Below are 14,764 nucleotides of genomic sequence, written 5' to 3' on the forward strand. Positions count from 1 at the left end.
CTAAGCGTAATACAAAAATGGATAAGATCATAGAGAAAAAGAGATTCAATAAAAAAACAATATTGACCATTGCCGGCGTAGTAGTTTTAGTGGCGCTTGTGGCTTATGGATATAGCTTGTCATTAAACAAAGTATATAAAGCTGATGCCGAGAAAATCACGGTCAGCAAGGTACAGTATGGTGATTTTGAAGATGTCGTATTGTTAAATGCAAGTGTAGTTCCTTTAACATCTGTAATTGTAAGCTCACCGGAAGGTGGAACAGTTGCGGAGATCTTTACAGAAAACGGTGCTTCGGTAGTTAAAGGTACCCCACTGTTGAGGATCACCAATCCGAATGCCTTATCCAATTACACCTCAAGTGAAACGAGCATCACAGAACAGATCAATCAACTGAGAAAATTGCGTTTGGATCTGGAGCAGAATCAGCGGGTAATGAGTCAGGATATGATGGTGATTGAGAACAGTCTGAGAACGGCGGCCAGAAAATATAAAATTGACAGTACCCTATATGCAAAAAATGTAATCACCAGGGAAGAATTCAATGTATCCAGTCAGGATTACGAATATTTCCAGGGTAGAAAGACCATTTTGAAACAAGCGGTGAAACAGGAGAATCAGGGGAGGATCATGCAACTAAAGCAAATAGACATTTCCATTGGAAGGATGAATGAGAGCCTGGAGACCATCCGTCAGAATATTGAAAATATGACGATTAAAGCTCCTGTAGCTGGTCGCTTGTCTTCTTATGATCCCGTAACCGGAAAATCATATGCCCCGAACGAGATGTTGGGAAAGATTGACGTGATGCAAGGTTATAAATTGCAGGCAGGGGTAGATGAATATTATATCAATAGAGTAAAAGAAGGCCAAAGTGCCAATGTTGAATTTAATGGAAAGACTTATAAGCTGACTGTGAGAAAAGTTATTCCAGAGGTGACTGCAGGGCAGTTTCAGGTAGAACTTGTATTTGAAGGAAAATCACCTGACGAGTTGAGAAGAGGACTGTCGATGCAGGTGAAATTAACCCTTTCCGATAACAGTAAATCATTGCTGATCTCACAGGGACAATTTTTCCAAAGTACCGGAGGAACCTGGGTCTTTGTCGTAAAGAATGGTAAATCCACTAAAAGAAATGTAAAGATCGGACGTAAAAACTACCTCTACTATGAAGTGCTGGAAGGTCTTCAGAAAGGTGAGGAAGTCATTACTTCTTCTTACGATCAGTTTAATCAGTACGATATTGTAGAAATTAGCAAATAACCTTCCCAAAAGAAAGCATAAACGGATAAAAATATAGCCATGATAAAAATAGAAAACCTGGAAAAAGTTTATAAAACTGAAGAGATTGAGACCACAGCATTAAACGGAATTAACCTGCATGTTAAAGAAGGTGAATTTGTCTCTATTATGGGGCCTTCGGGCTGCGGGAAATCGACCCTTTTAAATGTAATGGGCTTACTGGACAAGCCGGAGAGTGGCAGCTATAAGTTTATTGATACAGAATTATTGAAACTAAATGATAAGGAGCGTTCCAATTTCAGAAAACGAAATATGGGATTTGTTTTCCAGAATTTCAACCTGATTGATGAGCTGACCGTTTTTGAAAATATTGAGCTTCCGCTAATCTACAATAAAGTCCCGGCTGCAGAACGTAAAAGACTGGTGAATGAGATTATCGAAAGAATGAATATTGTGAACCGAAGCGGTCATTTTCCTCAGCAGCTTTCAGGTGGACAGCAGCAACGTGTTGCCGTTGCAAGAGCACTGGTAACTAAGCCTAAACTGGTATTAGCGGATGAGCCGACGGGAAACCTGGATAGTTCCCATGGTAATGAAGTGATGGAATTGCTTTGCGAACTGAATGAAACAGGAACGACTATAGTGATGGTAACGCACTCTTCTCATGATGCCAGTTTTTCTAATCGCATCATCAATTTAAAAGACGGGCATGTGATCTCAGAAAAGATCAATAAAAATCGTACAGAGGAACTCATTTAATAAAATTATAATGTTCAGACTCAATCTAAAAATAGCGTTACGAACCCTTTGGAAAAATAAGGGTTATTCTATTTTGAATATTTTTGGACTCTCTATCGGACTGGCAGGGTTTATTATGATCCTGTTATTTGCCAATCATGAACGGAGCTACGATACCTGGAACACGGCTGCAAAAGACATTTACCGGATTTCTATCAAATGGGGTCCTGGGCAGGAAGAGTATTCTTCAAGCCCTGCTGAATTGGCTCCGGCCCTGAAAGAGGTATTACCTGAAATTGTCGATTATGGCCGTTTTTATGTCTGGGACATGAGACAACGTCTGGTCGCCCGGGATAAAAATGAAAACTATGTGGATCATATTATGGGAGTAGATAGCTCCTGGTTTAACCTGTTCCCCTATAAATTTATTTATGGTGAGGCAAAAAAGTCCCTTTTATCAGCTGATCAGATTGTTTTAAGTCAAAAAACAAGTGAGTTATTTTTTGGGAAAACAAATCCCGTGGGACAATCTCTATTGATCAATACCAATAAACGTTATACCGTTACCGGAGTATATGAACAGCCCAATACACCCGAGCATATGGAGCATGATGGTTTTGTTAAAAAATCATCGCCTGGTGACGGATGGGGTAATGGCAATTATTATACCTACCTAAAACTGAAAGAAGGAACAGATAAAGAAGCCTTTGTTAAAAAACTAAACCAGGTTTTTAAAAATCTTCCAGTGGCAAAGGAAAATGAAGGATTGAAAGATATAGAAATGTTTCTCACTTCTGTCCCGGATCTTTATCTGCACGCCAGCAGTTCACAGGACCCTACCAAAAGAGGTAATGCGAAAATTGTGACGATTTTGATTCTCTTTTCTTCCCTGTTGCTGATGATTGCCTGTATTAACTTTACGAACCTTTCTATTGCCCAATCTGTGAAGCGGGCTAAAGAAACCGGGGTCAGGAAAGTTTTAGGGGCTGGAAGAGGCAACCTGATTACTTATTTCCTAATTGAAACAGGCATTCAGTGCGTATTGGCATTGTTGTTAGCATTGACAATTGCAGAGGTAGGAATGCCGGTTCTGAACCGTTTGATGGAGGTAAATTTGTCTTTGCTAAATTATTCAAATCCAGGTCAGCTAATTACTCAGCTTTCTTTGGTGATGATTCTGGTTGTCATTCTTGCGGGCGGCTATGCTGCATTTTTTCTATCCAGTTATGAACCTGTAAGGGTATTGAAGGGAAACTTCTCCCGAGGTATGGGCAGTTTATGGATGCGCAAAACGCTTATTTCTGTTCAGTTTATTGTGGCTATTGTTTTTATGGTGGCTTTAATGATCATCCGTCAGCAGGTCGATCATATCAAAAATCAGGATGTGGGCTTCAATAAAGATCATGTTCTGGTGTTCAAAATCCGAAAAGGTGAGAGCAGAAAGAACTTTAGTCAGATCAAACAGCGTCTGCTAAAAGTACCGGGAGTCAATGCGGTAAGCCGTGTGAACTATTATCCCGGCGTAAAAGCGATGCAGGTGATAGACCGCGAGTTTAACGGCGGGAAGGTATCAAATTTAAGCACCATTACTGTTGACTTTGATTATTTCAAAGTAATGGGGATGCCTGTTCAAAGAGGTCGGGTGTTCTCGGATACCTTTTCTACGGATAGCAATACTATCGTAGTAAATGAATCTGCAGTTAAGAAATATGGATTACAAAAGCTGATTGGCAGCAAATGGATAGAGAATAGGGTGATTATTGGCGTGGTTAAAGATCATGTTCAGAAAGGCATGGAAACGGCCGCTGAACCTACGGCATTTGTGGTGGAAAGAAGAGGCACTAATTCTGCTGATCAGGTGATTCTGAAAATGGATAGAGCACATGCACAGGAAAGCCTTGAGGAGGTTAAAAAAATATGGATTTCTGTTGAGCCATTCCCTTTTCAATACAGTTGGCTGGATCAAAGTTTTGCTCAGGTTTATGTACAGTATGTCAGGTTGGATAAGCTTTTCAACATCTTTACTTACATTACTTTGGCGATTGCCATATTGGGCTTATTTGCTTTGGCTTCCTTCTCTGTGCAGGAGCGTACCAAGGAAATCGGCGTCAGGAAAGTTTTGGGTGCAGAAACAACAGATATTCTGAGACTGATTAATAGGAGCTTCCTGATATTGGTGGCGGTTGCGAATCTTGTGGCAATTCCCCTGGCCTATATTTTATCCAGTAACTGGTTATCTGGTTTTGCCTATAGGACAACGATCACCGCATGGCCATTTATTTTTGCAAGCATCATCTCTGTGGTGATTACTGTGCTCACCGTAAGTCTTCAGGCTTTTAAAACTGCAAATGCCAAGCCTGTTGATGCACTTAAATATGAATAGTTAAAAATATATAATATGTTCAGACTCAATTTGAAAATAGCATTGAGGAACCTTTGGAAGAACAAAGGTTATACTTTGATAAATGTAGGTGGATTGGCTATAGGTCTTGCCAGCTGTATGATTTTGCTGCTTTATGTGGCTTATGAATGGAGCTTTGATAAACAGTTTAGCGGCTATGACCGTACTTATGTCGTTTATAGCAATCAAAAGAACGCCGATCATATTGTCAGTTATGCCTGGACACCAGGTGTGATGGCCGAAGAGGTCCGTACCAAAATAACGGGAGTGGAAAGGACATCCAGATCTACACATCCCCGTGAACAACTGATCAGTTATGACAACCGGAGTTTTAAGAAAAACGTAGTTTTTACGGATACTTCTTTTCTTAAGATTTTTGATTATAAGGTACTGCAGGGAAACAGAGATCGCCTGCTCAGGAATCCAAACTCTGTTGTACTAACAGAACATATGGCAAAAAGCCTGTTTGGAGAAGAAAATCCGATTAATAAGACCGTGAAATTTGGAGGAAAAGAGGGATTGATCGTGGAAGCTGTTATTGAAGATGTACCGTTGACCAGCAGTATTCAGTTCGACTATCTCGCTTCATGGGAGGTATTTGTTAAAGAAAATCCCTGGGCTAAAGGTGATGAGCAGGGCTGGGGAAATAATTATTGTCTTACTGTAGTCCAGTTGCAGGACAAGAGTTTTTTTGAAAAAGCGAATGCAGAAATAGAGCATATTTATACCAGGAATCAAAAAGAAAATGAGAACCTTGCCGTACTTCATCCTTTGTCTAAATGGCATTTGTATAGTCAGTTTGAGAATGGAAAGTCGGTTGGTGGCAAGATCGATACCCTTAGGATTTTCTTACTTCTGGCATTTTGCATTCTGTTGATTGCCTGTATCAATTTCATGAACCTTTCTACAGCAAGATCTGAAAAAAGGGCAAAAGAAGTGGGCGTCAGGAAGGCAATTGGTGCGGCCCGAAAATCGTTAATTGCTCAGTTTATGCTGGAGTCGTTATTGCTGGCCTTCCTGGGGATGCTGGTTGCCTTTATGTTAATGGAAATTAGCCTTTCTTACTTTAACAGCGTTTTAAACACGAATCTGACTATCGATTATAAGGATTGGGCTTTTTGGTCTGTTCTGACAGGTTTAACCTTCCTCACAGGGCTGATCGCTGGTAGCTATCCCGCTCTTTATTTGTCGTCCTTTAATCCGGTAAGGGTGTTGAAAGGATTTAGTTTACCTGGAAGTTCCTCTTTGTCTATCCGAAAAATGCTGGTGGTTTTTCAGTTCGTGTTTGCGGCTTGTCTGATCATATGTACTGTAGTGATTTATCAGCAATTGAACTTTATTAAGAGCAAACCTGTAGGCTACAACCGTACGGGGCTGGTAGAGATTCCGATTGAAGGACGATTGCAAACAGAAGGAAGGATGAAGTTGGTTAGGGAGCGTTTGCTGAAATCCGGCGCGGTTACCAATGCCAGCATATTTAGCCGCAGTCTGAGTGAAGGTGGGAACAACAGCTCTGGCTTTAACTGGCCAGGTAAAAATCCAAAGATGAATACCCTTATTAACTTCAGGTTCACCTATCTTGATTTTTCTGCTACTTTGGGAACAAAGATGGTGATGGGCAGAGAGTTTTTGCCACAGTTTAACGATTCTTTAAACGTTATTTTAAATGAAGCAGCGGTAAAAGCCATGGACTTGAAGAATCCTGTCGGAACGGTAATCCAATGGGGTGGTGATCCCTTAAAAGTGATTGGAGTGATGAAAGATTTTGTAATGGAAACGCCATATCAATCGGTTACCCCAATGGTCATGATGAATAATCACAGTGCCGATGGAGAAGGTGTACTGGTATTGCGCTTAAATCCTGCCCAAAGCATCACTACTTCCATGCAACAGATAGAAGAGATCATTAAAGAGATGAACCCTGATTTTCCGCTTGATGCCAAATTTCTAAGCGATAGTTTTGAAGCCAAATTCCAAAACGAAAAGGTGCTGGGTATTCTGGCGAATTGGTTTGGTGGCTTTTCAATTTTTATTTCCTGTTTGGGCCTGTTGGGACTGAGCTTGTTTATGGCCGAACAACGTAAAAAAGAGATCAGTATCCGTAAGGTCCTTGGTGCGAGTACCTTCAATATTCTAACCCTGCTAAACAGAGATTTCATTAAACTGGTGGCTATTGCAAATCTTATCGCTTTCCCATTGGCTTATATCATCGTGAATAGATGGCTTTCTGCTTATGAATTCAGAATCGGTATTTCGATTGTCCCTTTTGTAATTGCAATTGCCTTATCCTTACTCATTGCGTTAATCACGGTAAGTGCACAATCGGTTAAGGTGGCGAAATCCAATCCCATCGATGCTTTAAAATACGAGTAAGAATTTAATAAATATGTTCAGACTGAATCTTAAAATCGCTTTGCGGAACCTTTGGAAGAACAAAGGGTATACTGCCATTAACATAGGCGGATTGGCCATTGCGCTTTCAGCATTCATTTTGGTGGTGATGTATGTTGGTTTTGAAACAAGTTTTGACCATAATATTCCAAATCACAACCGTATTTATCTGGTCGGCAGGAGTCTGCCTGAGGGCAAAACAAATTATACTTCGCTTTCACTGGCAAGGGCGATGAAAGACGCTTTACCGGAAATTGAAAATGTTGGAAGAAGTAAAAAGGTCGGTTTTGAATTTGCTTTTAGTACCGATCAGGGCAGGGTCTATGGTAAAAACGTAATTTCTTTAGATTATGAATTGGCAAAAATGTTCCGGCTGCAACCAGAAGGTGGATTAAGAAAACCGGCTGCAGAGGCTTTGAATTTATATATACCTCAGGAGTTTGCCGATGTCTTGTTCCCCCGAAAGAAACCCGTTTACCCCGAATTGGTTGCCATCGGCCCCAGGTCAGCTGGACAATCGGCAAACATCCAGGGTATCATCAACCACCGCGTAGATCATTCAAATCTGAAGTTTGATGCGCTGGTAATTTCAAATGACCTTGATGTAAACCAGGATCCGAATGCATTGAATTACCATACCTATATCGAGGTTAGGGAAGGGACAAATATGCTGGAACTTGAACAAAAGATTGATGGTTTATTTAAAAAGGAAATGATCAAAAACGGGATGTCAGCCAGTGACCCGTTAATTTCCGGCAAATCGGCCGTCTTTTTGGATCCTTTGAATAACTTGCATTTAAGGCCTATAGCAGGAAATAATACCAATTATAAAATTGTGCTGGCCTTAGGTGTGCTGGCCATTCTGGTTCTGGTTATTGCTTGTATAAATTTCACCAATCTGACTATAGCGCAGACGAATAGAAGAGCAAAAGAAGTTGGTGTTAAAAAAGTGCTTGGTGCTTACCGCATGAACCTGATTTTTCAGTTTCTGATCGAAATTCTGATGCAGTGTATTTTCGCATTGGCGATTGGATTGGCATTGGCTGAATTATTCCTTCCCTATTTTAATGGTTTGTTTGAGACCTCTTTATCCTTATGGAAAGGCAATGGGGCTCTGGCCTGGCAGTTGCCAGCTATTTTGATCGTGATTACACTGATTTCTGGCGTTTACCCGTCATTGGTGTTATCTGGATTTAGGCCTGCAGAAGTTTTAAAGGGGAATCTGCAAACAAGTTATAAGACCCTTTGGCTGAGAAATGTATTGTTGGTGACACAGTTTAGTGTAGCGATTGTATTTATTGCGGGTCTATTGATTGTGAGCACACAGCTGAAATACATGAAGACGGAAGATACAGGCTTTAAGGCCGGACAGGTGGTTTTTATCCGAAATATTGTATCGTTTAACCGTGTTAATTTTGAGCGCCTGAAGTCAAAGGTTAATGAAATTCCTGGTGTAAATTCCTTTACCGTAGCTTCAAATATCCCCGATGGCTCCAAAGCTGCAAAAAGTAACTACTCTTTTGAAGGAAAAGAACAAGGCTTAGATATGATTACTGTAGATTTTGATTATTTCGAGACGCTCGAATTGAAAGTTAGAGAAGGAAGAGTCTTTTCCAGAAGATTCAATACCGATACGGTAAATTCGATTGTATTGAATGAAAGCGCAGTAGCTGCCTATGGAATGGTCAATCCGGTTGGGAAGATCATCAGGGGGTGTCAGATGGACTATCGGATTGTTGGCGTGATTAAAGATTTTAAAGCACAAGGTTTTGAGGTGGCTGTGGAACCAACTGTTTACGCGATAAAAAACCCTTGTGCCACCAGTAACGACAAGCTGATGTTGATGGTCAATATAGATCAGGATAAAATGGCAGCTGTCCTTGCCAGCTTAAAAACAAACTGGAAGGATTTGAACAAGCTTGATGGGGACGACTTCAGGTACGAGTTTTTGGATGAGCTTTATGGAAGGTTATTTAAAAAGCAGGAACAACTGCAGACCGTCTTCTATTGTGCGGCTATACTGACTATTTTTATCGCTGTTCTTGGCCTATTTGCCTTCTCTGCTTTCAGTACAAATAACAGAAGAAAGGAGATTGCAGTCAGAAAGGTTTTAGGAGCAACAGACTTTCAGGTGTTCCGCTTGCTAAATGCCTTTTTCATCCGGGTAGTTTTAACTGCCAACCTGATTGGATGGCCAATTGCCTATATCGTTGCAAAAAGATGGCTGGATACTTTTGCCTACAGAATTGATGTGCCCATTTTGCCATTTGTATTTGCTGCCCTGATCAGTACTGTTCTAACTGTGTTTACAGTAAGCATTCAGGCAAGAAAAGCGGTGAAAGCAAATCCTGTTGATGCCTTAAAATATGAATAACATAATTAACTGGTAAAGATATGTTCAGATTAAACCTTAAAATTGCTTTGCGTAACCTTTGGAAATACAAAGGATATACTGCAATCAACATTGTTGGATTATCTATTGGATTGGCGGGCTGCCTGCTGATCTTCATTTTCCTCAAGTTTCAGCTGAGCTTCGACAAGAGCGAAGAGAAAAGAGACCGGATTTACAGGATCGTCTCTTCATGGGTATATCCGGAAGGAGAGTTTTTTACCAGCGGAGTTCCGATTCCTCTGATTCCAGCAATGCGGAATGATTTCTCTGAATTTGAGAAAGTTGCTGCTGTTCATCAGGGTGGAGGCATTCTGAAGATCAGGAATGAAGAGGGAGGTGCTGACATGAAATTAAAACAGGACATTTTCTATGTTGAACCTCAGTTTTTTGAGATTTTCAAAATTGAATGGCTTTCCGGAAAGCCTGAAGAGGCGCTGTCACAACCGAATATGGTAACGCTTTCGGAAAAGACAGCGGTGAAATACTTTGGGAACTGGAAAAATGCAATTGGTAAAAGTATCCGTTACGACAATAAGGCTGATTATAAGGTGACAGGAGTGTTTAAGGATTTTCCTGAGAACAGCAGTTTTCCCTTTGAGGTTGTATTTTCTTACGCTTCTTTTGATGATAAATTCGGTAAAGAATGGGGATGGGTAACAAACAGGTCAGAAGGTTATGGTTTATTGAAAGAAGGCCTGACGCCTGCGGATCTGGTCAAGCCGTTAAAGCAGTTTATCGATAAACATTATACAGAGAAGTCGCCGGCCAAAGAAAAGCATTATTTTCAACCGCTTTCTGAGGTACACCATGATGCACGTTATAGTAATTTCAGGTACAAAACGGTGGCTTATAAAGAACTGATTGGCCTGGGAGTAATTGGCCTTTTTCTACTGATTACCGCATGTATCAACTTTGTCAATCTGGCTACTGCACAAGCAATCAGCCGCTCTAAAGAAGTTGGGATCAGAAAGGTTATGGGGAGCAGAAGGAAGCAGCTCATTGTGCAATTTCTCAGTGAAACCGCTTTAATAACCATCATTTCTTTGGGTTTTGCCTGTGTGCTGACAGAGTTGGTCATTCCTAAGATGGAAAGTCTGATGGAGATAAATGTCTCTTTCCACCTTTTCACCGAGCCGGTTATTTTTGTGTTTATGTTCATTTTGATCGCATCGGTGAGTTTCCTTGCAGGACTTTACCCTGCCTTGATCATGTCAGGATTTAGTCCGGCATTGGCGATAAAGAATAAGATCAGTTCGGCCAGTGCTGGCGGATTGGGGTTGAGAAAGGTTTTGGTGGTTGCACAATTTGCCATTACCGCAGTCTTGATTATTGCTACGCTGGTGGTGGTCAGACAAATGGAATATATGAGGGAAAAATCTCTTGGATTTGATACAAAAGCAGTTTCTATGGTTAATATTCCCGGAGATAGCCTCAGCAGATTAAAATATGAACCGCTTAGACAGCGATTGCTTCAATTACCTGGAGTGCAGGATATCAGTCTTACAAGTGCGGCGCCAATTTCGTCGGGTAACAGAACTGTAAGTTTCAAATACGACCGTCGTCCTGAAGATGAGAAGACACAGTTGAATATCAAGCAGGCAGATGAAAACTATCTGAAGACTTTTAATTTAGAACTGATTGCAGGTAGAAATTTGTCAAAAAGCGATACCTTAAAAGAGTTTATTGTTAATGAACAGTTATTGAGGGCTTTAGGTGTTGTAAACCCTTCAGACGCAATCGGAAAGACGATCAGTTTAGGTGGCGGTAGCGGCGACAGGAAAATCGTAGGAGTGGTAAAAGATTTCAATAACATGACCTTTAAAAGTACCATTTCTCCAATCGCTATTTTTTCTGCTAAGAATGAGTATTCTGCTATGGCGATAAAGATGGATGTAAAGGAAATGATGACCACCATTAAAAAGGTCGAACAGGAATGGAATGCGGCTTTCCCTGATGATGTTTATGAAGCTCAGTTTCTGGATGATAATATTCAGAATTTTTACAAAACAGAGCAGGTAATGGGCGTGCTGTTTAAAGTGTTTGCAGGAGTGGTGATCTTTATTTCTTTTATCGGCTTGTTTGGTCTGGTGTCGTTTATAGCTACACAGAAGACACGTGAAATCGCCATCAGAAAAGTCCTGGGCGCTTCGACCCTGGAACTGGTTAAAATGTTGAACCGTTCTTTTTTGTGGATGGTCTTGATTGCCAACCTGGTGGCCTGGCCTCTGGCTTATATTTTCGTTTCGAAATGGCTCAATGGCTTTGTTTATCGCATAGATATCAGCATTTGGCCATTTATGATGGCGATGGTATTATCCGTTGTGATTACCTTGATTACCGTTAGTCTGCGTTCTTATAAAGCTGCAAATACAAACCCAATTGATGCCCTTAAATACGAATAATCCCTTAAGAGTTAAATATTAAAACATATACAGATGATAGAGCTAAAAAATATAGAGAAGTACTATGCGAACAAAGGCGTTAAAAGTTATATCCTTCGCCATGTCACTACTAGTATTAAACAAGGGGAGTTTGTTTCCATAATGGGACCTTCCGGAGCTGGTAAATCTACTTTACTCAACATTCTGGGGATGTTGGAAGAACCGACTTATGGATCATACGAATTTATGGGAGAGGATGTGGTTTCCTTAAATGAACGTAAGCGGATTGAGCTTTACAGAAACCATATCGGTTTTGTGTTTCAAGCTTACCATCTGATTGATGAGATGACTGTTGCAGAAAATATTGAAGCGCCTTTGCTGTACAAAAAGGTGAGTAGTTCGGAACGTAAAAGTCGTGTTGCAGATATTCTGGACCGCTTTAATATGGTCGCCAAAAAAGATTTATTCCCAAATCAGCTTTCCGGCGGACAACAACAATTGGTTGGAATTGCAAGAGCTTTAGTTGCTGAACCTTCCATCATTTTGGCAGATGAACCAACCGGAAATCTTCAGTCCCCACAGGCACTTCAGATCATGGAGTTGTTTAAAAAATTGAATGAAGAAGAGAACATCACCATTATTCAGGTGACCCATTCAGAAGTGAACGCAGCGTATGGCAGTCGGATTTTGCATTTGCTGGATGGCGTGATTAAAGAAGATCTTTCCCTGCAACCAGCAATTTAGATGGTTTTAAATGTTTATTGATGAGGAATTTCCTGCTTAACGGTTAGAAAAACGATGTTAAAACTGAACTTAAAAATAGCGTTTCGCAATCTTTTGAAAAACAAAGGGTATGCAGTTATAAATGTTTTGGGACTGGTATTTGGCCTGACTTCCTTTTTGTTATTGTTGATGTATGTTAATCACGAACAGGATTATGACCGTTGGGATTCCGGATTAAATAATGTTTATCAGCTGAGGGAAAGGCATGATTTCTTTAGTTCTGATGCCAGGCAGCATTGGCAGGACGAAGTGGATTCTAAAATTGCCGCCTTATTAAAGAAAAGTATTCCTCAACTCAGACAGGTAACAAAAGTGGCTGCTCTTGGGAGAAACGGTACTGCGATTAAAACTGAACACGCGGAGCCGGTCATTATGATGGATTTGGTGGAAGTTGACTCTCTGTTTTTTAAGGTTTTTCCGCATAAATTTTTGAAAGGAAGCCAAAAAAATGCGATTACCGAACCGAATACCATTGTATTAAAAGAAAGCACTGCCAAAAAGATGTTTGGAACCAATGATGTGCTGGGAAAGCGTATAAAAGTACTGAGATGGCATTCAGATGAAGGAGCGTTTTATCAGGTTAAAGGTGTGGTAGCAGATCCTATAACCCCTGAAAGTTTACCTTTCAGTGCAGCGTTACACAGTGGGGAAAGAGAAAAAGATCCAGAAGGAGCTGGGTCTACAAATTATTGTAAGATTTATGCATTAGCTGAGGGAAATATAGATACCGCTGCATTAGGCAGGACGCTTCAGAAAACCTATGTTGACCATAAAAAATCGACTCTAGCTGCTTTAAAAATCTCATATAATGAATATTACAAGGGGGGAATGTTTCCCGGGTTAAAGATGGTCTCTCTGTCGCAGGTTCATGCCAATCCGGTATTGTCTAAAAGCTGGCTGGAAAAGGTAAAGCCGATCGTAGGTCTGACCGTATTTCTGTTGCTGATCTCTATTATTAATTTTGTAAACCTGGCTACGGTACAGTCTGTTCAGCGCGCGAAGGAAGTTGGAATTAAGAAAGTTTTGGGGGTTTATAAAAGGAGTTTACTGTTGCAGTTTCTTTTGGAAGCCGCTATTCTGAGTTCGCTTGCTCTGGTGATCAGCATTGCTTTGACAGAACTTTTACTTCCTTTTTTTGGACGTCATTTTGAAATTGAGATGTCTTTTTGGGACAATAGTCAGCTCTGGTCATTAGTAGCGCAATTGGGTGCTGTTTTTATAGTGGTCACGCTCTTGTCCGGGTTTTATCCTGCTTTCATTCTTAGTAATTGTAATCCTGTAGATGTACTCAAGGGAGCTTATGAAAGAGGGTTTAAGGGTGTCGCTTTAAGGAATGGTTTATTGGTTTTACAATTTGTGATCGCAGTTACCTTTATTATTGGTATTGGTGTAATGGCATTACAGAACAACTATGTAACGAATAAGAATCCAGGTTTTGAACGGGGAAGGTTAATCAATCTGCGGATTTCATATCAAAAGGATTTTGCGGAAAAAATCAGGCGTATTCCAGGTGTTAAATATGTTGCTACCACTACCCAGGTGATGGGAAACGTGTTTAATGTACCCAGAGAAATTAGCTATAAAGGGCAGGACTATAAATTAAATACCGTTACAGTTAGCATGGACGCGCTTCAGGCACTTGGTGCACAACTTGTTTCAGGACGACTATTTTCTAATGCCTATGCACAAGACACCGTAAATGCCGTGGTGTTAAACGAGGCGGCAGCCAAGCTGCTCGGGGGGCAAATGTTAGGAGAACAATACGAGTTGAAAAGCCAGGAAAAAAAATACAATTTCCAGGTTGTCGGAGTGATTAAAGATTATCATAATGAGGGATTTGATAAAGAAATATTGCCCACTGTTTATAAAGCGACATCAGTTGGCGGAACATCAAGTACCAATAACTTATTGGTACGTTTTGAAAGTGAGCATTACCAGCATACCATTTCATTGATTGAAAAAGAATGGAAAAAAAGCTACCCTGATTTTCCTATGGCCTATGTGACTGCAGAAGATGCTTTTCAAAATGCCTTGAAAGCGGACCAGCGCTTTATGGAGATGGTGATGGTGTTTAGTTTCATTTCTGTTGCGCTTTCTTTGCTTGGTTTGTTTGCGCTGGCCGCTTTTGTCTCTAAGAGAAGAACAAAAGAAATAGCGATCCGTAAAATTCTTGGCGCTTCTGACCTTCAGATTATCAGGATGTTGAATCGTTCTTTCCTGCTATTGGTTTTATTTGCCAACGTCATCAGCTGGCCAATTGCCTATATTCTGACAAGCCGTTGGCTTTCAGGCTTTGCTTATCGCATTGAAATGCCCTTTTTCCCTTTTGCAGTGGCAACTTTACTCTCGCTTACCGTTGCATTGTTAACTGTAAGTCTTCAGGCGAAAAAAGCTGCAGTCAACGATCCAGTAAATGCGTTGAAATATGAATAGTTAA

The 14,764-nt window shown here is 40.6% G+C and carries 8 protein-coding genes; all 8 read left to right on the forward strand.

Features of this window, described 5'->3' with window-relative positions:
• Positions 1-17 precede the first annotated feature (17 nt).
• Genes BFS30_RS16055 through BFS30_RS16090 form a run of 8 tightly spaced genes read left to right on the forward strand, consistent with a single transcriptional unit; the run spans position 18 to position 14,760 of the window.
• Complete coding sequence (locus tag BFS30_RS16055) at positions 18-1,262, forward strand: efflux RND transporter periplasmic adaptor subunit (RefSeq protein ID WP_069380224.1); 1,245 nt, start codon at positions 18-20, stop codon at positions 1,260-1,262.
• 39 nt (positions 1,263-1,301) lie between these two features.
• A complete protein-coding gene (locus BFS30_RS16060; RefSeq protein ID WP_069380225.1) occupies positions 1,302-2,000 on the forward strand; it encodes an ABC transporter ATP-binding protein in 699 nt (232 codons plus the stop codon).
• 10 nt (positions 2,001-2,010) lie between these two features.
• On the forward strand, positions 2,011-4,362 hold the full coding sequence (locus BFS30_RS16065) for an ABC transporter permease (protein WP_069380226.1): 2,352 nt from the start codon (positions 2,011-2,013) through the stop codon (positions 4,360-4,362).
• Positions 4,363-4,377: 15 nt separating this feature from the next.
• Entirely contained in the window at positions 4,378-6,753 is a 2,376-nt protein-coding gene (locus tag BFS30_RS16070; RefSeq protein ID WP_069380227.1) for an ABC transporter permease, read from the forward strand.
• Between the two features lie 13 nt (positions 6,754-6,766).
• A complete protein-coding gene (locus BFS30_RS16075) occupies positions 6,767-9,145 on the forward strand; it encodes an ABC transporter permease (RefSeq protein WP_069380228.1) in 2,379 nt (792 codons plus the stop codon).
• Between the two features lie 20 nt (positions 9,146-9,165).
• Entirely contained in the window at positions 9,166-11,565 is a 2,400-nt protein-coding gene (locus BFS30_RS16080; protein ID WP_069380229.1) for an ABC transporter permease, read from the forward strand.
• 33 nt (positions 11,566-11,598) lie between these two features.
• Positions 11,599-12,288, forward strand: coding sequence for an ABC transporter ATP-binding protein (locus tag BFS30_RS16085; protein ID WP_069380230.1), 690 nt, complete (start codon positions 11,599-11,601; stop codon positions 12,286-12,288).
• Positions 12,289-12,342: 54 nt separating this feature from the next.
• Positions 12,343-14,760: an ABC transporter permease gene (locus tag BFS30_RS16090; protein ID WP_069380231.1), complete on the forward strand. Its 2,418-nt coding sequence runs from the start codon at positions 12,343-12,345 to the stop codon at positions 14,758-14,760.
• Positions 14,761-14,764: the final 4 nt, after the last annotated feature.

It is taken from the genome of Pedobacter steynii, from assembly GCF_001721645.1.
Classification (GTDB): domain Bacteria; phylum Bacteroidota; class Bacteroidia; order Sphingobacteriales; family Sphingobacteriaceae; genus Pedobacter; species Pedobacter steynii_A.